The sequence below is a fragment of the Agrobacterium sp. rho-8.1 genome (assembly GCF_033957725.1).
In the GTDB taxonomy this organism is placed as follows: Bacteria; Pseudomonadota; Alphaproteobacteria; order Rhizobiales; family Rhizobiaceae; genus Agrobacterium.
In genome coordinates this window covers 1,468,590-1,491,804 of sequence record NZ_CP192789.1, presented here as the reverse complement: position 1 = coordinate 1,491,804, position 23,215 = coordinate 1,468,590, and the positions used below count along the sequence as shown (strand labels likewise).

At 56.1% G+C, this 23,215-nt stretch carries 22 protein-coding genes; 6 read left to right on the top strand and 16 right to left on the bottom strand.

The window, feature by feature from the left end:
- Window positions 1–10: 10 nt before the first annotated feature.
- Genes RMR21_RS21690 through RMR21_RS21675 form a run of 4 tightly spaced genes read right to left on the bottom strand, consistent with a single transcriptional unit; the run spans window position 11 to window position 3,489 of the window.
- Window positions 11–577, bottom strand: coding sequence for a peroxidase-related enzyme (locus tag RMR21_RS21690; protein WP_498671474.1), 567 nt, complete (start codon window positions 575–577; stop codon window positions 11–13).
- A complete protein-coding gene (locus RMR21_RS21685) occupies window positions 574–1,056 on the bottom strand; it encodes a CMD domain-containing protein (RefSeq protein WP_498671473.1) in 483 nt (160 codons plus the stop codon). Before RMR21_RS21685 ends, RMR21_RS21690 begins: the two co-directional genes overlap by 4 nt.
- Window positions 1,053–2,522, bottom strand: a complete 1,470-nt coding sequence (locus tag RMR21_RS21680) for an NAD(P)-binding domain-containing protein (protein WP_498671472.1) — start codon at window positions 2,520–2,522, stop codon at window positions 1,053–1,055. The genes RMR21_RS21685 and RMR21_RS21680 overlap by 4 nt, the downstream gene beginning before the upstream one ends.
- Complete coding sequence (locus tag RMR21_RS21675) at window positions 2,515–3,489, bottom strand: LysR family transcriptional regulator (RefSeq protein ID WP_498671471.1); 975 nt, start codon at window positions 3,487–3,489, stop codon at window positions 2,515–2,517. Before RMR21_RS21675 ends, RMR21_RS21680 begins: the two co-directional genes overlap by 8 nt.
- A gap of 33 nt (window positions 3,490–3,522) precedes the next feature.
- Here RMR21_RS21675 and RMR21_RS21670 point away from each other — a divergent pair, with 33 nt between their 5' ends.
- Together RMR21_RS21670 and RMR21_RS21665 are read left to right on the top strand one after the other, a co-directional pair.
- Window positions 3,523–3,741: a hypothetical protein gene (locus tag RMR21_RS21670; protein ID WP_498671470.1), complete on the top strand. Its 219-nt coding sequence runs from the start codon at window positions 3,523–3,525 to the stop codon at window positions 3,739–3,741.
- A 71-nt stretch (window positions 3,742–3,812) separates the two neighbouring features.
- On the top strand, window positions 3,813–4,343 hold the full coding sequence (locus tag RMR21_RS21665; RefSeq protein WP_498671469.1) for a cysteine dioxygenase: 531 nt from the start codon (window positions 3,813–3,815) through the stop codon (window positions 4,341–4,343).
- 205 nt (window positions 4,344–4,548) lie between these two features.
- On the opposite strand, the gene RMR21_RS21660 is transcribed toward RMR21_RS21665, so the two are convergent.
- The 6 genes from RMR21_RS21660 to RMR21_RS21635 all read right to left on the bottom strand — a co-directional run bounded on the left by RMR21_RS21660 (window position 4,549) and on the right by RMR21_RS21635 (window position 11,798).
- Window positions 4,549–6,555: an alpha-glucosidase gene (locus RMR21_RS21660; protein ID WP_498671468.1), complete on the bottom strand. Its 2,007-nt coding sequence runs from the start codon at window positions 6,553–6,555 to the stop codon at window positions 4,549–4,551.
- Window positions 6,556–6,591: 36 nt separating this feature from the next.
- Window positions 6,592–7,446, bottom strand: a complete 855-nt coding sequence (locus tag RMR21_RS21655; protein WP_498671467.1) for a carbohydrate ABC transporter permease — start codon at window positions 7,444–7,446, stop codon at window positions 6,592–6,594.
- Window positions 7,443–8,387, bottom strand: a complete 945-nt coding sequence (locus RMR21_RS21650; protein WP_498671466.1) for a carbohydrate ABC transporter permease — start codon at window positions 8,385–8,387, stop codon at window positions 7,443–7,445. The genes RMR21_RS21655 and RMR21_RS21650 overlap by 4 nt, the downstream gene beginning before the upstream one ends.
- 126 nt (window positions 8,388–8,513) lie before the next feature.
- Window positions 8,514–9,749 carry an ABC transporter substrate-binding protein gene (locus RMR21_RS21645; protein ID WP_498671465.1) on the bottom strand — a complete coding sequence of 412 codons (1,236 nt, stop codon included), beginning with the start codon at window positions 9,747–9,749 and terminating at the stop codon, window positions 8,514–8,516.
- A 60-nt stretch (window positions 9,750–9,809) separates the two neighbouring features.
- The gene (locus RMR21_RS21640; RefSeq protein ID WP_498671464.1) at window positions 9,810–10,883 is read right to left on the bottom strand and encodes an ABC transporter ATP-binding protein; all 1,074 of its coding nucleotides are present in this window, start codon (window positions 10,881–10,883) and stop codon (window positions 9,810–9,812) included.
- Between the two features lie 210 nt (window positions 10,884–11,093).
- Entirely contained in the window at window positions 11,094–11,798 is a 705-nt protein-coding gene (locus RMR21_RS21635; RefSeq protein ID WP_498671463.1) for a GntR family transcriptional regulator, read from the bottom strand.
- Window positions 11,799–11,899: 101 nt separating this feature from the next.
- On the opposite strand from RMR21_RS21635, the gene RMR21_RS21630 reads away from it, so the two are divergent.
- Genes RMR21_RS21630 through RMR21_RS21620 form a run of 3 tightly spaced genes read left to right on the top strand, consistent with a single transcriptional unit; the run spans window position 11,900 to window position 14,474 of the window.
- Entirely contained in the window at window positions 11,900–13,057 is a 1,158-nt protein-coding gene (locus tag RMR21_RS21630) for an LLM class flavin-dependent oxidoreductase (protein WP_498671462.1), read from the top strand.
- Window positions 13,057–13,947, top strand: coding sequence for an aldo/keto reductase (locus RMR21_RS21625; protein WP_498671461.1), 891 nt, complete (start codon window positions 13,057–13,059; stop codon window positions 13,945–13,947). Before RMR21_RS21630 ends, RMR21_RS21625 begins: the two co-directional genes overlap by 1 nt.
- Window positions 13,947–14,474, top strand: a complete 528-nt coding sequence (locus RMR21_RS21620) for a flavin reductase family protein (RefSeq protein WP_498671460.1) — start codon at window positions 13,947–13,949, stop codon at window positions 14,472–14,474. Before RMR21_RS21625 ends, RMR21_RS21620 begins: the two co-directional genes overlap by 1 nt.
- 14 nt (window positions 14,475–14,488) lie before the next feature.
- Here RMR21_RS21620 and RMR21_RS21615 read toward each other — a convergent pair whose 3' ends face one another.
- On the bottom strand, window positions 14,489–15,508 hold the full coding sequence (locus RMR21_RS21615) for a YeiH family protein (protein ID WP_498671459.1): 1,020 nt from the start codon (window positions 15,506–15,508) through the stop codon (window positions 14,489–14,491).
- Window positions 15,509–15,614: 106 nt separating this feature from the next.
- On the opposite strand from RMR21_RS21615, the gene RMR21_RS21610 reads away from it, so the two are divergent.
- Window positions 15,615–16,502 (top strand): LysR substrate-binding domain-containing protein, encoded by an 888-nt coding sequence (locus RMR21_RS21610; RefSeq protein ID WP_498671458.1) that lies wholly within the window; start codon window positions 15,615–15,617, stop codon window positions 16,500–16,502.
- A gap of 38 nt (window positions 16,503–16,540) precedes the next feature.
- On the opposite strand, the gene RMR21_RS21605 is transcribed toward RMR21_RS21610, so the two are convergent.
- The 5 genes from RMR21_RS21605 to RMR21_RS21585 all read right to left on the bottom strand — a co-directional run bounded on the left by RMR21_RS21605 (window position 16,541) and on the right by RMR21_RS21585 (window position 23,206).
- Window positions 16,541–17,521: a YihY/virulence factor BrkB family protein gene (locus RMR21_RS21605; RefSeq protein WP_498671457.1), complete on the bottom strand. Its 981-nt coding sequence runs from the start codon at window positions 17,519–17,521 to the stop codon at window positions 16,541–16,543.
- A gap of 161 nt (window positions 17,522–17,682) precedes the next feature.
- A complete protein-coding gene (locus tag RMR21_RS21600) occupies window positions 17,683–19,425 on the bottom strand; it encodes a M14 family metallopeptidase (protein WP_498671456.1) in 1,743 nt (580 codons plus the stop codon).
- Window positions 19,397–19,582 (bottom strand): hypothetical protein, encoded by a 186-nt coding sequence (locus RMR21_RS21595; protein WP_498671455.1) that lies wholly within the window; start codon window positions 19,580–19,582, stop codon window positions 19,397–19,399. The genes RMR21_RS21600 and RMR21_RS21595 overlap by 29 nt, the downstream gene beginning before the upstream one ends.
- Window positions 19,579–21,417 carry an ABC transporter ATP-binding protein gene (locus RMR21_RS21590; RefSeq protein ID WP_498671454.1) on the bottom strand — a complete coding sequence of 613 codons (1,839 nt, stop codon included), beginning with the start codon at window positions 21,415–21,417 and terminating at the stop codon, window positions 19,579–19,581. The genes RMR21_RS21595 and RMR21_RS21590 overlap by 4 nt, the downstream gene beginning before the upstream one ends.
- A 4-nt stretch (window positions 21,418–21,421) precedes the next feature.
- Entirely contained in the window at window positions 21,422–23,206 is a 1,785-nt protein-coding gene (locus tag RMR21_RS21585) for a gamma-glutamyltransferase family protein (RefSeq protein WP_498671453.1), read from the bottom strand.
- Between the last annotated feature and the right edge of the window lie 9 nt (window positions 23,207–23,215).

The following is a 23,215-nucleotide window of genomic DNA, read 5'->3' as shown; positions in this document are numbered from 1 at the left end:
AAGTGTCACCTCAGTTTCCACTCTCGGCGTGGCCGAGAACGTGCATCAACCGGTTTGCCCAGCCGAAAATCGATATGGCGTGAATGAGATCGATGATCTCGATGTCGTCCATTCCCACTGCCCGAAGCGCGGCAATATCATCCGGTGTCGCCTCCGATGGCGTTTCGGAGAGCCGGCGTGCAAAATTGTGGATCGCAGCATCCCTTGGCGCGAGCATATCCGACCGGTCCATGTAGAGCGCGGTCACAACGTCGTTGCTTTTGGTGAGATGCGCATGCTGACGCGCATGAACCACGGCGCAATATTTGCACCCGTTCACCACAGATGCCCCAAGCGCTCCTAATTCCCGATCCGGACGGGGAAGTCCGCCTTCCACATACATAATCGCGTTAAACAACACCGTGCGGGCAACATAACTCTCAGGATCATGCGCGAGCGTGCGCACATATTCCGAAACTTTTTTGGCAGATGGCGTGACCTTCATCGCATCCAGCTGTTCGGCAGTGGCTTCGGAAAGCTCCACCGGTGCAATATGCGGGTGCCACGTCAATGGCTTCAGACGGACTGAGGATATCATTGCGACCTCATTAACCGCAGGCCGGTGGCAACCCGCGTCTGGAAATTCACGAAAGCGATCAGTTCGGAAAGCGCGACGATCTGCGGATTGTTAAGCCCAGCACTTGCCAGACGCGATATATCGCCAGCTTCGGCTCGACCGGGCGTCAGCGTGATCAGATCGACATGTCGGGTGATGGTCGCTAATGGTTCTCCAAGATCGGTGGCTCCTTGCGAAAGAGCAAAGACATTCGCCGGTGGCGAAAGCGCTGCCAGTTGCAAAGTGTACTGGGAGGTCAGAGCCTGATCCGAATTCAGCAACGCAATGCGGCAGGCCAAGGCAACGCGCAGCACGGGTGACAGGCCGAGATCGTTGGCTGGCACCAAAACCGACCGACGACATAGTTCAGCGCCTTGAACAAATTCCGGGCGAAACCGCCGTGCCGTGAAAAGGGTATCTTCAGGTGACAGGCCAGCGGCCTCATCCATCGCGTCGATCATAGGACAGTCTCCTTATGCAGCAGCGGCGTTGAATCGACCCACTCGTCGCCCTGAAGTTCGGGCGTTTCGTAAGCAATGAGGTTGTTGAAATGGGTGTCGACATCGTCGGCAAACAGCGAGGCTGCAATTCCACGCACCAGGCGATCTGCACCAGCGCTAACGGCAGGAATGTCACCGGAAACCTTTCCATGCGTCAGCATCGCTGCATCGTTGAAGCAGTGGATATGTGACAACATCGGGCAGGACCCAGGGATACGTTCACGAAATTCGAATGCAGGTCCGAGATCCGGGGCATCCGACAGGCCGCCACGACAAGGTCCCATTTCCGGCGTGTGACGGCCGTCCGACCAATTTCGGATATGTTGCGAAATCCGTGCAAATTCAGGGCGGTCGTTGAAGTCGTTGGAGAACCCTGTCGCCGCGATCAAGAAATCGTAACGCATTGGTCCCTGCGTCGTTTCGATCAGCAGATCGCCTTGTTCCACCTTTGCCGACACAAGGCCGCAATCCAGAAAAAACCGGGCATTCTTGTGCCTCGAAACACGCAATGTGGAAGACCGTGGAGGAGGCGTCTGTGTGGATGCCGTGTACTCGACGAATTTCCACTTCCAGGCATCTGGCAGCATGTGCATGCCATGCACCACGCCCTGGCTGCCAATCCCTGTCATCTTGTTGATACGCGGCATCTCCTTGCGGCGGATCAGCAGATCAACGCTACCGGCACCTGCTTCCAGAGCGGTTGCCGCATTGTCCATCGACGACGCACCTGCGCCGATAACGGCGACGCGTTTTCCTTTCAATGCAGAAAAATCGATATTGTCGGCAGAATGCGCCCAATAGGCACGGTTCACACCTCTAAGGAAATCCGGAACTGCAAAGCCGCCAAGCCCCGAACGACCTGTCGCCAGTACCAGTCGACGGGTTAGAACTCTTCCTCTTTCCGCACCGTCGATCTCAATGGCAATGAGATCGCCAGCAGGCTCGATGCTGGTCATACGGACATCGTTGTGAACGGGCAGATCAAGAACCTTCCGATACCAGACCAGATAATCCATCCACTGCCCCTTTGGAATTTTATCCAGAGCATGCCATGCCTCGGCACCCCATTGCGCAGTGAACCACGCGCGGAATGTCAATTGAGGCAAACCCAGCGCCGGGCCGTGCAACGTCTTCGGCGACCGAAGTGTCTGCATGCGCGCAAACGTTACCCATGGCCCTTCGAAGCCAGCGGGCGCCGCATCGTAGGTGACGATGTTGTTCACACCTGTCAGGATCAACTTCGCGGTCGCGGCAAGACCGCACATGCCAGCTCCGATCACGACGACATCACGCACGTGGTTCCCGTCCTGTGTCCGTTCCGGAACCCAGGGTTTGGCGGGAAGCTCCAGAACATCCATATCCTGCCGAAGCTGCGCCTCAAGAGCCTGAAGGCCTGCGCGCCTGATTGATATTGCGGCATTATTCATGGTGAATTTCCGTGATTTTTTGCGATACGTGACCGGTGACTAACTGGCCCGCACACATCGGATCCAACCGTTTGTAACCGGCGATCGATCGTTCGGCGACCACCTCGACGGCGTCTATCAAAGCTTGAGCAATCGAGCGGATCGGCTGTCTTCCTGGGGCGAGGACACCCCAATAGAACGGCACCGCCACATCGATAGGTCGAATGACGATGCCGGGCAGGCTCAAACCATATGCGGTGACCGGGTCTATGATCGCCGCTACGCCCGTTTGCCGAACAAGTTGCAATGCACCATACGATATATTGGTGCGGATAACCGGTCCGGTTTCGATGCCACGGGCGGCAAGTTCGCGCGCTATGTGCAGCTGAAACCGAAGTGGATTGAGCATTGTGGCAAGGCGGCGACCAGCAAGGGCGGACAGCGGCACGACATCCAGCTTCGCCAACACGTCGTCCTCGCGTACGGCACAGACATCAGGCGCGGAATACAGACGCAGGACATCAACGCCCGGAATATCCAGAGGAAGGCTTGAGAAACCGATATCGGCCCGTCCACTGCGTACTTCCTGCGCGACGATGGAAGGAAGAAACTGTCCGAGATGTGTTTCCTGAGGAAATTCGATCCCCTTCAGTTCAGCCATCGCGGTCGGGATCAATCCGGTGCCGATGGCGGACGTGGTCACAATCTGAAAGATCCTGCCCTTACCCGCGGCAATCGCTTTTGCGCGGGCGGCGAGTTCGGTGAAGGACATCAGCAGGCGCTGTGCCTCTCCTTCAAATGCGATCCCCTCTTCTGAAAGCTGGATGCGTCTGCCAACGCGATGCAGCAACGCAAAGCCGAGTTCGGCTTCAAGATCCTGAATGGTCCGTGTGACCGACGACTGTGATCTCGCAAGCGCACCAGCCGCCTTTGTAATACTTCCACTGGCCGCAACGGCTAGAAAAGTCTGTAAATCACGCGTTTCCATTATACCTCTATATGCAGATTAGGAATGAATTGGATGAAATCATTCACATACAGCATATGTCAAGCGGTCGGTTTGAATTTGAGGCTCTTTTCACAACCGCATAAAATGCAGGCAAGGCGCGAAACAGATGTGCGGGACCAAAGTAGGGACAAAGAGCTGCCAGGACTGAGCGACGACGGCACCGAACAGGAAGCCCCACCTCATTTCAATTTTGAAAAAAAGAATAATACGATTGAAGAATCAAATTTATGAGGTATGATTTACCAAGTTACTGCCTAAAATTAGTAATATAAACGTTGACAGTTGATTATCAGGGATTTCTCATGCACCTTTCTCCTTCCTCTCACCAAGACGTCAAAATGAATGCGGTCCTCAGCGAGCTTGCAAACAGGTCCAGCTTTTTGGTGCGCGAATATTTGAGATCGACACGGGAAACGCTCGAGTTGATGCTCGCAAAACCCGACTTGCTGAATGGAATTCCGTTGAAATCTGAACCAGGGACCTACAGTCGAAATCTTCTTCTGGGAGAAGGCGACATGAGTGTCTGGGCGATGACATGGGCGCCTGGCGCGCAAACATCCATTCATGATCATCATTGCTCGTGCTGTTTTGGCGTCCTCCAAGGCGCGCTGACGGAAATTCGCTACCAATCACTCGAGGGCAACAAAGTTGTCGAGCGTGAACGCGTTGCTCGCAACGCAGGTTTCATCGATTGCCTGCTTCCCAGTGGCCCCAACATCCACATGATGGCAAATGAAAGCAGTGAAGACGTGATCTCGATCCATATTTATGGTTACGACCATATGCTGCACAAGACATCGGTTCGTCAGGAGTATGAGGTCGTGGCTTGTTGAGTTTCAGCACGATTTAACCCGTTTTTCCATTTCGCGGTAGCTCACCAGATTCGCTGCAATGAATTGTGCGACAACAATTTTCTTCGGCGTGAGTGGATCACCGCGAAAACGAAAAATGGCTCAAACTCATGCGAAAATTAACACCAACTATCGCAAGAGGTGTTCGCCGCACAGCGCGAGAGCGCTTCGCAACTATCATTTACGTTCAAATTTTCCGGAGCTCGGCAAATAACGCCTCATACTTGCAACCGGACCGGTAGAAAGCCGGTGGGTAGCCGAGCGGCGCGGCGATCTCGACCTCCGAACCACCCGCGAACGTCTCACCAGTCCACACGTGGACCCAGCGCTCACCTTGGGGAAGATAGACGGTGCGCGTTTCCTGCGCCGCCTGCCATACCGGCGCGATCAGCATGTCCGCACCGTAGAGGTAGCTATCCTGAATCGTGTAGGTCTGGTGATCATCCTGATGATGCAGGAAGAGCGGTCGTTGCACAGGTAACCCGCGTTCCACAGCCTCTGCCGACAGAGACCTGAGATAGGGTGCGAGGGAGCGATAAACGCGTGTCATGCGCGCAAAATGAGACAGGACTTCCTGGTTCTGATCGATTTGCATATTCTCACGAGGGCGGTTTCCTTCATGACTGCGCATCACGGGCGTGAACGCCGCCATTTCAGCCCAGCGCATCAAGAGTTCCGGCGTGCGGACATTGCCGAACAGGCTGGTATAACCGCCGATATCGGAATGGTGGTAAGCATTGCCGAGAAGGCCTGAGGACAGCGCTCCGCAGATGACGGTGACCAGTCCATCGTGACGTGAAAAGTCAACCGACTGGTCACCGCCCCAAATAAGCGGACAGTGTTTCTGAATGCCTGTGAACCCCGCGCGCATGAAGAACAGGGCATCACCAGTCCTGTCGCGCGAAGCGACCGCCTTGGCGTTGACCTCGGCCCATAGCGTCGGCCAGGCATTGTGCATCAGCTTGGCATCGATCCCATTCGACAGGTGGACGTCGATGGGCAGATATTCACCAAAATCAGCCATCCAGCCTGAAAGTCCGAAGTCCAGCATATTCTTGCCGATGATCTCTTCTGCGAACCATTCGGCTGCTGCCTCATTGGTAAAATCCACGACACCGCAATCGAACTCTCCGAAATCAACGAGGGCGGTCTTCCCCGACCCGTCGGTGGCGAAATAACCAGCCGTGTCTGCGACCGCAAAGAGTGGTCCATCAACGCAGAGATAGGGGTTTACGTAGCCTAGAAAGCGAATGTCGCTTTCGTGCAACTCTGCAATTTTCTCTCGTAGCCCGGGATACCGCGTCTCGTTGGCTTGCCAGTCCCAGAACAATCTGGACCCGAAGGATGTTTGTCTGAGACCAACCCAGTCCTCGCACCAAAGGGCGGAGACCTCCACACCCGCTTGGCGCATGGTATCGAGGCGGGCAAAGGAATTAGCGCCGTCCTTTAGACCGATGATCGCACCGTTATAAACCCACTCTGGAAGTGGTGGCTGGCGACCGAAGCGCGTGGAAAGCGTCTCGACCAGTTCAACGAAAGTGGTGCTCGCAAAAATCTCGATGCGGTCGGGAATGGCCCATACCTCGATTTCGTGAAAGCCACTTCTGCGAAAGTCGAAGATCGAATAAGCCGTTGTATCGACATGGAGGGCGTAAAGCGCCGACGATACGTAGGTCGGTTGCGGATAGTTGGTGGTGTAGTAATCTCCACCGGCCTTGTCTTTGACATTGGCTTTGAAGGTGATCTCCGTCGTCGGGTCGCGGCCAACACCGGGCTCGGACGTCCACAGCGGAAAACGGCGCCCACGCATATCGAAATAGGACATTTGCTCGCCACCGCCCCAGACGTGCTCGTCGTCCTCAGCTTCGATGCGGATCCAGAGACGATTGAGCGTGAGATCGGTCGCTTCAAACCTGATCGCGCCTTCAACGACCGTCAGGACGAGACGAGGCGGTTGCCCTGCTGCGTCGGAAAGCGAAATTCTGTTACCGTCAATTTCGGTATAGGACAGTGCACGACGCTCGATGACGTAGTCTTCGATGTCGAAATTGCCCCGGTACATATCCATGCGCTCTTGGCCGGCGCCGACAAAGATTGCAGGCGAAGCGGCGTAGTGATCGAGGATGGTGCGCCCCTTGAGGGACAGCCTGAAGCCGGTCTCGGTCTTCTCGAGTTTCATTTCATCGTCTTTCAAAGTCTCGATATCCGTTTGTTCGCGACGTAAACTCACTCACCCCTTGATGCCGCCTGCCGTCAGACCGGAAACCACGCGTTCCTGAAAGATGACGATCAGAATAGCCACGGGTACGATACCGACAACGAGAGCTGCGGAAATCACGGGCCAAGGGAAAGCAAATTCGCCCTGATAAAGCTGGATGCCGACCGGAAGCGTGCGCAGGGCTGGATTGGAGTTGAAGGACAATGCCAGCAGGAACTCATCCCAGGCATTGACGAAGGCAAGGATGCCAGCGGTAAAGACACCGGGAGCGCAGAGCGGCACCACTATCTTGAACAACGCCCCCATTCGTGTGCAGCCATCAATCATCGCAGCGTTTTCCAGATCCCGAGGGATGCCCTCGAAGAACGAGACGAGCATCAACGTGCAGACCGGCAGGCTCAGAACCGTGTACGGCAGGACCAGAGCCGTCCAGCTGTTGAGGAGATTGAGTGCGCGCATGATTTCGAAAAGCGGCACCAGAAGCGTGACCAAGGGAAAGGTGGAAACGGCGATGATGAGCGACAGGATCAGTCCACGATAGGCGAGATTGAGCCGCGCCAAGGCATAGGCTGCGAGGACGGAAATAAGCAACGTCAGCGCTGTCGATAAAAGCGCCACCATGAAGCTGTTGAACAGGAAGATATGCAGCGGCTGGTCTGAGAACGCCTGCATGTAATTTTGAAGCGTCGGCACATGCGGTATCCAAGTGATCGGTTTTGCGGTCAGCTCCGCTTCCGACTTCAGTGAGGTAAACAGGATCCACAGTGCAGGAAACATACCATTGATCAGCAGAATGCCCGCGGCGATGAAACGCAACGGCTTGCCCGAGAGAAAGGACACGGAGCCGGAGGTGGTTTGGGTGCTCATGCGAGTGATTCCTTCGTCCGGATCATCCGCAGATAGACGGCTGTGACACACATGGACATCACGAACATCACGACGGCGAGTGCCGAGCCGTAACCAAGATCGAGGAACGAAACTGTATTCTGGTGGATATACATGGCAAGTGTTGCAGTCGATGTGCCTGGCCCGCCGCCCGTCATCATGTAAGGAATATCGAAGGTCTGAAGCGCCGTTATGGTTCGGAAAATCAACGCAACGACGATTGCGGGTTTAAGAAGTGGCAGCGTGATTTCAAAGAACTGGCGCAGCCGACCGGCACCGTCGACATCCGCAGCTTCATATAGAGAACGCGGAATGGTTTGCAGACCTGCCAGCAGGATAAGCGCCATGAAGGATGATGTCTTCCAGACGATGGTCAGGCAAATGGCCGCGAAGGCCCAGTTCGGTGAATTGAACCAGATGATGCCCTCAAACCCGAGGCGATTGAGCAGATCGTTGACGACACCATATTCGGAGTGGAAGAACCACGCAAAGATCAACCCGGCAAACGAAAGCGGCAGTGCCCAGGGGATCAGAAGCGACAGACGAACGGGCCATCGCGTGGCAAAGGGAAGGTTTGCCATCATTGCGAGACACAAGCCGACCACCAGAGCGCCGGGAACGGTGATGAGCGTGATCAAAACGGTATTCCAGGTCGTTTCCCAAAATACCGGATCTTCGATCATGAGTTGGTAATTCTCGAAACCGACGAATTCAGCTGGTAAACCCGAGGTCAGAGACAGGTTGAAAAAGCTGGTATAAATCAACCGGCCCACCGGATAGACAATAATCAGCGACAGAAGCAGTGCAGCCGGAGCCAAAAGCAAAACCGCCAGCGAACGATCACTGAGGTCGAGCCATCTTGCCCAGTTTTGCGAGGATGCCAACTGGTTATCATCAGCGTCTGATGGTATCGTATTCGCCATGGTTTCGTTCCGAGACATTGAAAGGTCTGGCAACGCTTCACAGCGTCGCCTCCGGCGGTAGGACCATTTTAGAGAGTGTCTCTCCCACCTGACAACAGGAGGGAGAGATGATGAACACGTCGCGTCCTAGCGCAATATGCGCTTCAAGCGTGCCTCAATCTGGTCTGCACCCTGCTCCGGCGTGGACACCCCCGCGAGAACCGAGTTGACGGTCGTACGGATGACCTCGCTGACCTCGTTATATCGCGGTGTGACCGGGCGCGGTTTGGCTGTTTCCACGACCTGAAGAGCATCTGCAAACCATGGCGCGCTCTTCAGAACATCTGCATCCTTATAGAGACCGGCATAGGTCGGAAGCAGCGAACCGTTGACCGCCATAAACTTGGACACGTCCTGAGAAGACAGATACTCGACCAGCTTCTTGGCTTCATCCTGATGCTTGGAGTAGGCCGATACGCCCCATTCCCAGCCGCCGAGGCAGGTTGCCTGTTCTCCACCCGTCACGGCTGGCAGCCGCGCCACGCCGACCTTATCGACCACAGCGGATTCTTTTCCTTGAGCCTGCGCCCAGGCATAGGACCAGTTGACCGCGAAAATGGCATTCCCGGCCTGGAATTCCTTGCGGGTATCGTCGGTGCCGACTTCAGCTATGTTTTTCTTGGAAACACCCTCGTCAACAAAGCTTTTCCAGAGGCTCAGCGACTTGACTGCAGCGTCGCGATCAAACGTCAGACGACCGGTATCCGTGAGATTCTTGCCTTGGCTCCAATAGGGCAGCAGGAAGGTACAGACCGCGCCTTCGATCGCCTTGCCCTGGAAGGACAGTCCCTGGAGATTGGCATTGCCCTCACCTTCAGAAATCTTCTTGGCTGCAGCCTTCAACTCGTCCCACGTCTTGGGTGGTTGAATACCGTATTTCTCAAGAAGGTCCTTGCGATAGTAGAGAAACTGCGAGTCCGCGAAGGCTGGCAGTGCAATGACTTTACCATCGACAGTGTTGGCGCCAGCGTAGGCTGGCAGATAGGCCGACATGTCCTTACTGGCAAAATCGCTGGTCCAGCCAGCAGATGCAAATTGCGCAGGACGAATGACGTCGAGGATCAGTACATCCAGAGATGTATCCTTCGCAGACATCACCGTATTGAGGTACTGGGCCTGCGCTTCGGATGTATTGCCTCCGGTTTCGATCTTGACCTTAATGTCAGGATTGGCGGCTTCATACTTATCGAGCGCCTGACGCCAAACCTGTGGTTGGTGCTGGCTGGAGATATAAATGCTCAATGTCGTCTCTGCTGCGGCCGGCATGGCAAAAGCCAGCATCGTGCCGCAGAAAAGGGCGCCGGTTAGTTTCGTCAAAGTCATGATTTCCTCCCGTTTGGTCTCTCAACCGATCAACTGTCTTCGCCGACCGACATTTTGTTTTTAAACTGTGCGTTCCGTCTCTGCGTCAAAGAGATGGACCTTCGCGGGGTCCACACCGATTTTCAACGTCTCACCCGCCTTTATTCGCGTGTCCGGCGGCATACGCGCCGTGAGCGTCTCTGTGCCCAACGCGAAATGAACCAGCGTGTCGGATCCCAAGGGTTCGACAACCTGAACATGGCACGTCAATGATACCTGGGACGCGTCCGCGCTGAAATGTTCCGGACGAATACCGACAATGAACGTTCGTCCATCGACAGCAGCAGCATGACCAGCTGAGCGCAACGCAGAGATTGGTAGGCTGTCCCCGTTCGCAAAAACAAGATTGCCGGAATCGGCTTTGGCTTTTGCAAAATTCATCGCAGGGGAGCCGACAAAACCGCCGACAAAAACACTGGCTGGGCGATTATAGACCTCATCCGGCGTTCCGACCTGCTCGATTTCGCCACTCTTGAGGATAACGATACGATCCGCAAGCGTCATCGCCTCGACCTGATCGTGCGTGACGTAGATGATCGTCGTGCCGAGCGACTGGTGCAGTTTCTTGATCTCGGTGCGGACCTGACCGCGTAATTTTGCGTCCAGATTTGATAAGGGCTCATCGAACAAAAACACCTGCGGGCGGCGCACGATAGCACGTCCCATGGCCACGCGCTGGCGTTGGCCACCTGAGAGTTGGCCGGGTCGCCGATCCAGCAGATGGGAAATGCCTAGCATGTTGGCGGCATCATCGACCCGCGTTGCAGCCTCGCCCGCAGCGACACCCCTCACCTTCAGGCTGAAACCCATATTTTCCCGAACTGTCTTGTGCGGATAAAGCGCGTAATCCTGAAAGACCATGGCGATATCACGCTCGCGCGGCGCCAGCTTGTTGACGACACGATCACCAATTTTCACTTCGCCGCCCGTTATGGACTCCAAACCGGCAACCATCCGCAAAGTCGTTGATTTTCCGCAGCCGGACGGACCAACGAAAACAACGAACTCGCCGTCACTGATCTCGAGGTCGAGACCCTTGACGATGGGGTGCGCGCCGTAGCTCTTTTCGAGCTTGGTAAGCGTAACTGATGCCATTCCTAATCACCCAACCCTCGGCGGCAATGCTTCGGGCTCCTCTTAAAATCAGCATACGCAATGATCTAATGAAATCAATACTGTATCAATTTAATTTATTTCGTTTGAATTTAAAATCTCTTCATTGATTTGCAATAACAATTCAGAATATTTTTAAATTTCCAAATGAGACAACTCGATTTTTATCCAAATGGAACCCGCCATAGAATTCTATTTCAACCGGTTGACATATCGCGCAATGCGCGGGTCGAACCAGGTGTGAGAAACCTCTGCCGTCGCGCCTTCATGTGAATGGCTGATCCGCAGGACATGAGGCATGGATTCTCCGCTCTTGGGACCGAACGCATCGGGACACCAGTCCGGCACGTGTCCCAGACCAATGTGGTCTTCCGCTTTTGCGATCAACAATCCAAGCCGTGTTCTGTAATAGAGGTAGAGGGATTCAGACAGGTCAGAAACGGCGATGCTGTCGATGTAGGAACCATCGAGCCATATTTCCTCGATTGCGGCAGCCTGGCCTGCTATTCGCCTTAACCGGCGGATGCGATGTCCCTCATGAGATGAACCAAAGGGGGGCAGCTCGGCTGGTTTGATCTGGCGGCTGACACTGAGGATTTCTGCGGTCGGAAAGCCGCCGCCGTTGACCAGCTCCAACCGAAACATGGCGTAAACGCTTTTGGGGTCCGTGACTGCACGAATGTAATTACCTGACCCTTGGATGCGCTCAAGCAATCCACGCGTATGCAACTCGGCAAGCGTCTTTCGCAACGTTCCAACAGCAATCCCAAGAGTGCTCGCCATCTCCCGCTCCGGGGGAAGCTTCTCGCCATCAATCAGTCGGCCGGCCGTTATGTCCCGAACCAATGTCTCGGCGATCTGGAGATATACCGGCAAACTTCCTCTGGAACTCCTCATTCTCAACCCCTCCCGGTCATCGACAGAAAAAATTGATGCATTATTGATTTACTAAATAGCGAATGTTACTGAATTGGGCAATGTCCTGTGAGGAGGATTTCATGACGATTGTACCTGTAACATCTGCTGATCTTGACGCAACAGAAGTGTCGTGGTTTTCCGCGCTTTGCTCCGACGATTATGCCTATCTCGGCATTCCCGACGGATCGTTACGCTCAAGTTGGGATCATTGCTCCTCAATCGTCAAGAAAGCCGAAGATCTGGGTTTCTGCAACGTCCTCTGCCCATCCTCCTATCAGGTGGGGCAGGATACCCTCAGCTTTGTTGCTGGCTGCGCACCCATGACCGACAAGATCAATTTTCTGGCAGCGATACGCTGTGGCGAAATGCAGCCCATCATGCTGGCCCGCACCGTGGCCACGCTCGATCACATGCTCAAGGGCCGCCTGACGCTGAATATCATCAGCTCTGATTTTCCCGGCGAAGTCGCCGACAGCGCCTACCGTTACAGGCGCAGCCACGAAGTCGTGCAAATTCTGCGTCAGGCATGGACACGCGAGACGATCGACCACGACGGAGAAATCTATCAGTTCAAGGGCGTTTCGACCGAGCCGGCCCGCCCCTATCAGCAAAACGGTGGACCCCTGCTCTATTTCGGCGGATATTCGCCAGACGCCCTGGAGCTCTGTGGTGCGCAATGCGACGTCTATCTCATGTGGCCGGAAACGAAGGAGCAGCTTGCCGAGCGCATGCGTGCGGTTCACGCCCGTGCACAAGCCCACGGACGAACACTCGATTATGGCCTGCGCGTTCACATGATCGTTCGCGACACCGAAAAAGAGGCACAGGAATATGCCGAACATCTGGTGTCCAGACTTGACGATGAATATGGCCAGCTGATCCGCAACCGTGCTCATGACAGCATTTCACTTGGTGTAGCGCATCAGGCAAAGGCACGTGAACTGGCGGACAAGTTCGGTTATATCGAGCCCAACCTTTGGACGGGGATCGGACGTGCGCGTTCCGGCTGTGGTGCTGCACTCGTGGGATCGACAGACCAGGTCATGAGCGCGATTGAAGACTACCAGAAGATGGGTATTCGAGCCTTCATCTTCTCCGGCTACCCCCATCTGGAAGAAGCAGAGCATTTCGGTCGCAAGGTCTTGCCGCAACTGAAGACCTGCTCCCTGCCGCATGTGCACGGGCGCGTGCCAGCCACAACACCCGCAACACCTCTTGGAAACGGAGACCGTCACTGATGGATCGCATCGAACTCACACCCGACATTTCGCTCAGCCGCATCGTCTATGGCATGTGGCGCGTAGGCGACGACGATGACACCTCCGCTGCGCATGTCCAGGCCAAGATCGAGGCATGTCTTGCGCAGGGCATCACCACGCTCGATCAGGCGGATATCTACGGCGGATATACGGCCGAGGCGATTTTGGGGGAAGCGTTCAAGACATCACCATCGCTGCGCGATAAGGTCGAACTCGTAACGAAATGCGGCATTGTCGCACCGGCAGGTCGTCACTCTGCGGCCCGCGTCAAGCATTACGATACATCGGCAGACCACATCAATGCGTCGGTAGAAGCGTCGCTACGCGACATGGCAACCGACCATATCGACCTGCTGTTGATCCATCGACCCGACCCGATGATGGACCCGGACGAAACGGGTGCGGCCCTTGATCAACTGGTAGCGTCCGGAAAAGTCCGCAGCGTTGGTGTGTCAAACTTCCGCCCTTGGGATTTTTCGCTGCTGCAGACACACATGGAAAGCGAACTGGTAACCAACCAGATCGAGCTCAGCCTTGGCGAAACATCGGCCCTGACCAACGGCGATCTGGCTTATCTTCAGGAACGGAACCTTGCCGTGATGGCCTGGTCACCTCTTGGCGGCGGCTCCCTGATGACCGCAGGCGGAGCCCTTGCCGATGCCATGGCAGAAATTGCCAACGATCAGGGCGTTGAAAGCGCAGCTGTCGCGATTGCCTGGCTGCTTCGGCATCCGGCCAAAATCCTCCCGGTACTAGGAACCAACAACCTGACGCGCATCGCCGCCATCTCGCAAGCCAACCAAGTTGTTATGGACAGGCAGATGTGGTTTGAGCTCTACACTTTGGCCAAAGGTCATGAGGTGCCCTGATGACATCTCCTAGCAGCACACCTGTCACTGATGAGCACAGCTTTGTGCCGGATGCTGCAAACACGCGTAGCCTGCGCACTGCGCTTGGAAATTTCCCGACCGGTGTGACGGTCGTCACCGTCCTTACGCCGGCGGGGCCAATCGGGATGACCGTGAACAGTTTTTCGTCTGTTTCACTCGATCCGCCGCTGATATTATGGTCACCAGCCAAGAGCTCTTCCCGGCACGATGTCTTCGCTGGTGCCACACATTTTGCGATTCACGTGCTCGCAGCAGATCAGAATGATCTCAGCAGTCGCTTTACCCGAGGCGGACTTGGCTTCGAAAATCTGCCATGGGACGGCAACCCGGAAGGTGTCCCGATCATCCCCGGCACACTCAGTCGTTTCGAGTGCGAGCGTTCATCGATCTTCGATGGCGGCGATCACTCGATCCTGCTGGGCCGCGTTCTTCGCGCGGCCTACCGCAACGGGGAACCATTGTGCTTTGCACGCGGAGCATTTGGGCGGTTTGAAGTCGCGTCTTGAGACGTTACGCGACTTCACGAGGTTTGAAGCGCGGAGATCACGACGAAATAACTGACGGCCACAAGCAGCAGCAGCGAGATCGATGAGGCAAGGATCACGCGCCCTCCCGCGCTTGCCACCGTGCGGATATCGACAGAAAGCCCTAGCCCCGCCATCGCGACAACGGTCAGCCCACTTGAGATGGTCAGAAGCAGGGTCACGGCATCAGGCGGGATAAGCCCCAGAGACCTGATGACAACGACAATCATGAAACCGATGATGAACCACGGCACGAGATGATGGCGGGAGGTTGTGCGTCCCTCACGCCGGGCAGCTTTACCTTCGAAAATACCCAGCGTGAAAATCACCGGGCCAAGCATGAGAACGCGCAGAAGCTTGATGACTGTGCCCGTCTGGACCGCAACCAGACCCGCAGGTGTCGCGGCGGCGAGAACTTGCGGAACGGCGTAGACGGTCAGGCCAGCAAGGGCGCCGTATTGCGCAGCACCCATGCCCGCATACGTATAGAGCAGAGGCAAAAGAAGAACCGAGGCGACACCGAGGACTGCCGTAAAGGCGAGCGCCGAGGCGACCTCATCAGACGTGGCCTCGATGACAGGCGCAACCGCGACGATTGCAGAATTACCGCAGATTGAGTTCCCGCAGGCAATCAGCATTGCAAGCCGGGGCGACAGACCGAAAACCCGGGCGACAGCAAAACTCACGTAGATCGACAGCGTCACAATAGCCACCACCGAGATAATCAAAGTAAGGCCCGCGCTTCTGATGGTCGCAAAACTGATCGACGCTCCGAGGAGGACGATCGCAATTTCCAGCAATAACTTTGAACTGAAATTGATGCCGGGGCGCCATGTTTTCTGATCCGAACAGAGGGTACGGGTCACGATACCGAGGAGGATCGCAAAGACGAGCGCTTCAAGGAACCCCGCCCCCAAAAGCGCGTGCTGCACCCACGCCAGAACATAGGCTGCGACCGCCACCAAGGTGCAGACGACAAGGCCCGGAACGATTTGGCGCACTTTGGAAAAGTTCATGGCAGGCAATCTCAACTGATACGGTGATACAGTTTTTTCAGCTAATTTAATTTACTTCCATCGAATAATATTCTACGTTTCATTCGGAAAAACAGAATGATTTCCTATGACCTTCGAACAACTCGCAATTTTTGTCGCAGTCGCGGAACGCGAACATCTGACCAAGGCGGCGGCCGCCATCCATTTGACGCCCTCGGCGGTGAGCGCCTCGATCCGCAGTCTCGAACAACATTATGGTGTCGAGCTCTTTCACCGGATTGGCCGGCGGATCGAGTTGACGAGTACCGGGCTTATTTTCCTTGAAGAAGCCCGTAAGCTCCTCGCACGGTCTCGGTCCGTCGAACTCATCCTCAACGAACTTGGCGGCATGCAACGGGGTTCTCTCAGCGTCTTTGCCAGCCAGACCATTGCCAGCTACTGGTTGCCTCCGCGTCTGATGGAATTTCACAAAAAGTTTCCCGGTATCGCTTTGCAGTTGACGATCGGCAATACGCGCACTGTCGCGGATGCCGTCATCAGCGGCGAAGCCGATATCGGCTTTGTCGAGGGTGAACTCGATGAACCCGCGCTCGCGGCTTCGATCATGGCGCATGATGAACTGGTCGTCGTGGTCGGCCCCTCCCATCCCTGGGCGCGCATAAAAGCGCTCGCTGCCGACGAGATCAGAGGCGGTCAGTGGGTTATGCGCGAAGTCGGGTCCGGCACCCGTTCCGCCTTCGAGGAAACCTTGAACGGCATGGGCATTAAAGCGGCCGCATTGAACATCGTGCTGGTCTTGCCATCCAACGAATCCATCCTCTGCGCCTTGCTCGCAGGCACCGGTGCTGCAGCCGTGTCGCGCCTCGCCGCGCAGCAATACATTGAAAGCGGCAAGTTATGCGAAGTCGGCTTCCAGACACGCGCCCGCGAATTCCGTCTGCTCAGGCACAAGGAACGTCATGCCAGCAAGGCTGCCATGACACTTCTCGATATTTGTCATCCGGCGCCGCAATGAGGGTCGGACCATCAACCGGAATGCCGGTCAGCCCCAACCTAATCTTTGACTTCACCTACCGTATCGGCAACATGGGCGCCGCGGCTGCCCATCGGTAGCGGGTGGCCTGTCGTCGAATCGACCGTTGTCTGATGTTCCAACTCGGCGTTGATCTCAGCACCCAGGATCAGAATAATCACCGATATCCATGTCCACACCATCAGACCGATCACGGCACCCAGCGTCCCGTAAGTCGCATTGTAGTCCGCAAACTTTTCCAGGTAGAAGGAAAAAAGAACAGATGCAGCCAGCCACAGGGTGGTCGAAAAGATTGCACCCCAGGTCAACCACCGGAACTTGGCCTGCGCGCGGCTCGGGCCATACCGATACAACATGGTGATACCGCAACCGACGAGAAGGAGAAGAAGCGGCCAACGAGCGAATTTGGCCAGAAATTCGGTCCATTGGTCAAGCCACAGATAGGCGAGCAACGCAGGAACGATACCAACAGCTGTGATCAAGGCTATCGCAATGATCAATGCACCGAAGGTAAACACCAGTGAGTTCAGATTGAGCTTGATGATCCCGCGCTTCTCTTTTTCGCCATAGGCAATATTCATGGCTTCGAAAAGCGCCTTGATGCCGTTGTTTGCACTCCAGAGCGCGACGAGAAAGCCGGTGATGACCCCGATGCTCAGGGTCGAATTCTTCTGTTGAGACAAACCGTCCAATTGACCGACGATGAGATCGAATGCGCCTGGAGGCAGCACCGTGGACAAAAACGCGATGTGTTTTGCGATGGTGACAGGATCGGAGAAGACCCCATAGAGGGAAACCAGGGCTGCCAACGCCGGGAACAGCGCCAGAAGCAAATAATAGGTCGCGCCAGCGGCGATCAGCGTAACGCGGTCCTCGAAGAACTCGAAAAAGACCCGCCAGAAAACATCACGATAGCCACGTAACGGGATTTGGCTCGGCTTTTCAGCAAACCGACCGCGTTCTTCATTTGATCCTTTCAGATCGCTGTTGTCACCGCTCACCTAGCCCACCTGTCGCACCCGAAAAGCCAAGTACATCAAACCCGCAGGAAGACTCAAGGTTTAATGGCTTCGACCAGTGGATGTGACGGACTTTTCACTTCCACGATGGTGGGGGCACTTCTAAGCCACTACCATCGGGGGTCTCGGTCGGATCGAATGACTTAGACGCCGACCGACAGTTTCGACGTCACAATTACTTGCCACGCCTCGTAAGCCGATATCACTGTCTGCATCTGCACGGTATGCCCTGCGATAAAGCGGTCTCCGTAGATCGTTTCGTCAGGATATTCGGTGATCAACGTCATCGGAACGGCGTTTTGGTCATCGATTGACGTCAGGCACGGGATGCCGTTGATGATCTGAAAACCGGTTTCTCCTGCGTGGATCTCATAGAGCCCAATCTGGCGATTGTTATAATCAAGAAGACCAGGAATAACAGCAAGATGCCGCGTGACTTTAGCGAGCAAAGCTTCCGCCTGCTCAGCCCAGTCTGCGTGATGCCGGACGATAAGGAAAAATCCCTTCGGCAACGTCCACATCGCGAAATTACGGGGTACGTAACCGGAAAGTGGCCTGGTCCATTCGTGCGAAGGGTAGCCGTGCAGGTTGATATGCAATGCCGCACCACTCAGTTCTTGCGCCTTGGGCCGGATTTCCGTCTCGTAGAGATGGGTTCCTGAGGTCTTGCGTGTCCTATATTCGAGGTCATCGCCCAACGCGGTATAACGCGCAGCGTGATGCATATGTCGGGGATTATCGACACGCAGCCGCTGATGAATGGCATATCCATCAGGATTCTCCAGCGGTGATATCGTGAAGTGGGCCTCAGCTTTGCTATTCAGCACGTGCGCTGCGCGAAGAGCACCGACGATGCCTGTCGTCTCATTGGCGTGCTGCCCGCCACTGATCATCACCGCGGCGTCGCTGCCCCTGCGATAACCTGCCGTAACCCGTCGACCTGATATTGCCATAGCAACAAATTCCTCGCCGCCTAACTCGCTCAGCAAGATTGAAATCTGGTCGGCAGCGAGTGGCGCGGTGGCTGTCGCAATGGGCTGATGTGCGCCATGCAAAAACTCTTTTTCGAGTGGACGTGTTTCGATATGGCCCGAAATCTCCGCGTCACTTTTGATGACTTCAGGAACAATCTGGCCGGGCCTGAGGCCACGATCACCAAGCGGTCGTCCCGATTTTTTCTGGAAGAATTCGAGAAGCGAGAAGTAGAGATCCTCATGCAGCGCTTCGCGCACGCTGACCGTCTCATCGCCAACCGATAGCGGCACATCATACGAGGGGTAGCGAACACGAAGATTCAGCTCTTCGAAATACGGCTCCTCATTGCCCCAATCATGCTTCATAACGGCATCGATCGCGCTTCCGAACAGCCGCTCGTAATCCGTTTCCAGACGCTCTCCGACCTCATCGTCGCCACGCCGCAACCAGCCTGTGGGCGATACGTTGGTTTGCCCGACAATATCGACATGGACGCGATTGGGAGCCATTATCTTCAGTGTTTCGGATCCGTCCGCGCGCGTCAGAACCACATCATAGAAAAATACCGCATCCTCACGCGGGACGAACTTGATTTTGGCATTTCCGACCAACGCCGCCAAAGGGTAGGCTTCGAGCCGGAAGCGGTTTAGGGGCGCCTGCGTGTGGACGGGATATCGGATCTGAATGGTTTCCACACCTGTCAGATCGATCTCTTCGAGAAAGGCATGGAGCAAGGGCTTGTAAGCGCAGCGGATGCGAGACTTGACGCCTTTTTTCAGCAGCCGTCGCTCGGTATCCCGCCTGCTGCTCGCATCATCGAAAGTCCAGGCCTCCAGGAATTGCCCGGAAACAGCAACCTCTACCAATTCATCGAGCGTGCGCTCAAAGCGCTGGCTGAAGATCACGGTCATCGTTCTTTGCCCCCTGCGGTTCCACCAGAATGACCGAGCCGATGGGGTTTGGCCACGGGTGCTGAAAAGTTATGTGCCAGTCCTTGACGCCAACAGCGCGTGCAGACTGGACAACTGGGCGCTCACGCCTTGCGAAGGCCGCGCTGTGTGCGCTCAACTGCTCTCCAGCAAAACCTGGTGTCCCGGCGAAACAGATCGATAGGTTCGCTGCGGAGACACATAACCGATCGGACGGATGGGGCTTTTAAGCTCATCGATCGGTGCGTTGCGGCGAAGGCCTCTTCTTGCGGGATCCGGCACCGGCACGGCGGCCATGAGCTTCTTGGTATAGGGGTGCTGTGGGTTGGCGAAAATCGAAGCACGCGGACCAATTTCGACAATCTCACCGAGATACATGACCGCAACCCTGTGGCTGACCCTTTCCACCACGGCCATATCATGACTGATGAACAGAAATGCGATCTTGAACTGTTCCTGTAAATCGAGCAGCAGGTTGCACACCTGCGCCTTGATCGACACATCCAGTGCAGACACGCTTTCATCCGCGATGATGACCTTGGGGTTGAGTGCCAGTGCGCGGGCGATGGCGATGCGCTGACGCTGGCCACCGGAAAACTCATGCGGATACCGGTCCATCATCGATGCCGACAGGCCGACGCGCTCCAAAAGATCGGCCGCCATCTGTCTTGCCTGCGAAGCCACTGCGATCTTGTGCTTGATCATCGGTTCTGCGACCGCATAACCCACCGTCATGCGCGGATTGAGGCTGGAAAACGGATCCTGAAAGATCATCTGAACGCTGCGGCGCATGTTGCGGAGTGCGACCTGATCGAGCTTGAGGACATCGAAACCATCCAGCGTCACATTCCCACTGCGCGGCTCCACCAGACGGGCAATCGAGCGCCCCGTCGTGGACTTTCCACAGCCGGACTCGCCGACCAGAGATAACGTCTCGCCCTGAAATAGGTCGAAAGACACATTTTCAACGGCATGCACGGCACCCGTCTTTCGACCGAAGAGGCCCGATCCGATATCGAAACGCGTTACGAGGTTCTTGACCGAAAGAACGGGTGTCAAACCGCCTTCGACGGTATTTGGCACCTCTTTGGCCTCGGAGATCACACCGCTCGCCGTATCAACGCGCGGGAAGCGCAAAGGCCAGTCATGCCCCTCCATGGAGCCGAGCCTCGGAACGGCCGCGAGCAAGGCGCGCGTGTAAGGATGCTGCCCGCGATGGAAAATATCGGCTGTCTCGCCCGTTTCCACCTGATCGCCCCGAAACATCACGATGGTGCGGTCAGCAATTTCCGCGACGACCCCCATATCGTGCGTGATGAAAAGAACGGCCATGCCCTCCTCTTCCTGCAACTGCTTGATAAGGTCGAGGATCTGGCCCTGTATCGTCACATCGAGCGCGGTTGTCGGTTCGTCTGCAATCAGCAGCTTCGGCTTGGAGGCCAGCGCCATGGCGATCATCACACGCTGGCGCATCCCGCCTGAAAACTGGTGTGGATACTCGTCGAAGCGGCCTTGGGCATTGGGGATACGCACCTTTTCCAGAAGCCGGATGGTTTCTGCCCGGGCTTGCGTCTTGGTCATGCCCTTGTGACGGGTCAGAACTTCTGAAATCTGCCGCCCGATGGTGAAGACCGGGTTGAGCGAGGTCATCGGCTCCTGAAAGATCATCGCCATGTCGTTGCCGCGCACGGCCCGCATGTCTTTTTCGGAAATGGCAAGAATGTCCCGACCGCCCAGCAACACCTTTCCTTCGATGCGGCTGGCTCGTGGCTCCAGAAGACGCATGACCGAGAGGGAGGTAACGCTTTTGCCGGAGCCGCTTTCCCCGACGATGGCGACCGTTTCACCCGCTTTCACCTCAAAGGAGAGATTGCGAACGACGGTTTTCCATTCACCATCGACCAGAAAGGCGGTGCTCAGGTTTTGAACCGAAAGAACGGTTTCACCCGAAGATAATCTCGCGGTTTCGGCCATGACTTCACCTCCCCACTGCGTAGGCTTGCATGAGACGCGGGGTTGCGGCGGCTCTGAGCAGTCCATCTGCATCCCGCCTTGCTGCCGTCAGGCGACCAACCGTCCAGGGATCGGCTACGGTAACATCGTGTCCACGGGATTTGAGATCGGCCAGAGCTTGCTCGCCAATGCTGCTTTCGATCATGACATTGCCGGGCTGACGCGTGCGTGGGTAGAAAGAGCCGGGAAAATGCGTGGTGTGGAATAACGGTAGATCGATTGCCTGCTGCAAATTCATGCCGAAATGCGCGTAACGCAGGAAGAAGGCCAGTTGCCACTGGTCCTGCTGGTCGCCACCCGGCGTGCCGAAGGCCAGTGTCGGCTTGCCCTCGAACAGGCCGAGCGATGGCGTCAGCGTCGTGCGTGGACGCTTTCCCGGCGCAAGCGACGTGGGCAGACCGGGTTTGATCCAGAACATCTGCGCACGCGAATTGAGGCAGAAGCCCAGACCCGGAATGATCGGCGAAGACTGCAACCAGCCGCCCGATGGCGTGACCGATACCATGTTGCCTTCCCGGTCGATGACATCGATATGCACGGTATCGCCACGCTTTTCGGTCAGGTGCGACATGGTCGGCTCATAGACGGCACCGACACCGGCCATCGTGTTCAGCATGCCCATGGTGAGATCATGCTGAGCGTCGAAGCCGGGAATGCGTCCGGGGCGCAGATCCATCGAAGCTTTGCCAGTCATGAGCTTGCGGCGCTCGTCATTGTAGCCATCCGAGAGCAGGGTCTGGATCGGGATTTGCGAAAATTCGGGGTCGCCGTAATAGACTTCACGGTCAGCGTAGGAGAGCTTCATCGCCTCCACCACGGTGTGGACGAAATCGACGCCTGCCGGGTCCATTGCGGCGATATCGATGCCCTTCAGCAAGGCCAGGGATTGCAGAAGCACAGGCCCCTGCCCCCAAGGGCCTGTCTTGGCAATCGTCCAGCCGTGATAATCATATGTGGTCGGCTCTTCTATGGTGGCCGTCCAGTTGGCCATGTCGTCAGCGGTGAGCACGCCCTTGTGCCTGTGACCGCTGGCATCCATGACCTCTGCCGTCTTCAGATAGTCGCTGATCGCCTCGGCGACGAAACCGCGGTAGAACGCGTCACGGGCTGCATCGATGCCTGCCTCACGACCCGGCTTGGCCTCGGATTCTGAGATGATGCGCTTCCATGTCTGCGCCAAAACCGGGTTCTTGAAGCTGGACCATGGTTGCGGTGCGGCGCCGCCCGGTAGCCAGGTTTCGTAAGATGTCGGCCACTCCTTCTCGAAGAAATCCGCCAGTCCTTCAATGGTCGCGGCAACGCGCGGCAAGACAGGATGGCCGTTTTCGAGATAATAGATCGACGGTTCCAGTACATCGCGAACGGTCATGGTGCCGTAATCGCGCAGCATCAGCATCCAACCATCGAACGCACCGGGAATGACGGTGGCAAGCAAGCCGTCACCGGGAATGAGGTCGATGCCCTCGGCAGTGTAGTGCTCTATGGTCGCCGCCGCAGGCGCCGTGCCCTGCGCACAGATGACCTCGACCTTGTCCTTCTTCTTCGAGTAGATGATGGCCGGCATATCGCCGCCGGGCCCATTCAGATGCGGTTCGAGAACCTGCAGCACGAAACCCGTCGCAACGGCTGCATCAAACGCGTTGCCACCTTTTTCCAAAATGCTCATACCGACAGCAGAGGCGATCCAATGGGTTGAGGTAACGACGCCGAAGGTACCGAGAATTTCAGGCCGTGTGGTGAATGCATTCATGACAGTTTC

Bases quoted from the DNA above. Each gene is read 5' to 3' on its own strand.
- RMR21_RS21690 (WP_498671474.1), bottom strand. From the start codon at position 577: ATGATATCCTCAGTCCGTCTGAAGCCATTGACGTGGCACCCGCATATT.
- RMR21_RS21685 (WP_498671473.1), bottom strand. From the start codon at position 1,056: ATGATCGACGCGATGGATGAGGCCGCTGGCCTGTCACCTGAAGATACC.
- RMR21_RS21680 (WP_498671472.1), bottom strand. From the start codon at position 2,522: ATGAATAATGCCGCAATATCAATCAGGCGCGCAGGCCTTCAGGCTCTT.
- RMR21_RS21675 (WP_498671471.1), bottom strand. From the start codon at position 3,489: ATGGAAACGCGTGATTTACAGACTTTTCTAGCCGTTGCGGCCAGTGGA.
- RMR21_RS21670 (WP_498671470.1), top strand. From the start codon at position 3,523: ATGAAATCATTCACATACAGCATATGTCAAGCGGTCGGTTTGAATTTG.
- RMR21_RS21665 (WP_498671469.1), top strand. From the start codon at position 3,813: ATGCACCTTTCTCCTTCCTCTCACCAAGACGTCAAAATGAATGCGGTC.
- RMR21_RS21655 (WP_498671467.1), bottom strand. From the start codon at position 7,446: ATGAGCACCCAAACCACCTCCGGCTCCGTGTCCTTTCTCTCGGGCAAG.
- RMR21_RS21650 (WP_498671466.1), bottom strand. From the start codon at position 8,387: ATGGCGAATACGATACCATCAGACGCTGATGATAACCAGTTGGCATCC.
- RMR21_RS21645 (WP_498671465.1), bottom strand. From the start codon at position 9,749: ATGACTTTGACGAAACTAACCGGCGCCCTTTTCTGCGGCACGATGCTG.
- RMR21_RS21640 (WP_498671464.1), bottom strand. From the start codon at position 10,883: ATGGCATCAGTTACGCTTACCAAGCTCGAAAAGAGCTACGGCGCGCAC.
- RMR21_RS21635 (WP_498671463.1), bottom strand. From the start codon at position 11,798: ATGAGGAGTTCCAGAGGAAGTTTGCCGGTATATCTCCAGATCGCCGAG.
- RMR21_RS21630 (WP_498671462.1), top strand. From the start codon at position 11,900: ATGACGATTGTACCTGTAACATCTGCTGATCTTGACGCAACAGAAGTG.
- RMR21_RS21625 (WP_498671461.1), top strand. From the start codon at position 13,057: ATGGATCGCATCGAACTCACACCCGACATTTCGCTCAGCCGCATCGTC.
- RMR21_RS21620 (WP_498671460.1), top strand. From the start codon at position 13,947: ATGACATCTCCTAGCAGCACACCTGTCACTGATGAGCACAGCTTTGTG.
- RMR21_RS21615 (WP_498671459.1), bottom strand. From the start codon at position 15,508: ATGAACTTTTCCAAAGTGCGCCAAATCGTTCCGGGCCTTGTCGTCTGC.
- RMR21_RS21610 (WP_498671458.1), top strand. From the start codon at position 15,615: ATGACCTTCGAACAACTCGCAATTTTTGTCGCAGTCGCGGAACGCGAA.
- RMR21_RS21600 (WP_498671456.1), bottom strand. From the start codon at position 19,425: ATGACCGTGATCTTCAGCCAGCGCTTTGAGCGCACGCTCGATGAATTG.
- RMR21_RS21590 (WP_498671454.1), bottom strand. From the start codon at position 21,417: ATGGCCGAAACCGCGAGATTATCTTCGGGTGAAACCGTTCTTTCGGTT.
- RMR21_RS21585 (WP_498671453.1), bottom strand. From the start codon at position 23,206: ATGAATGCATTCACCACACGGCCTGAAATTCTCGGTACCTTCGGCGTC.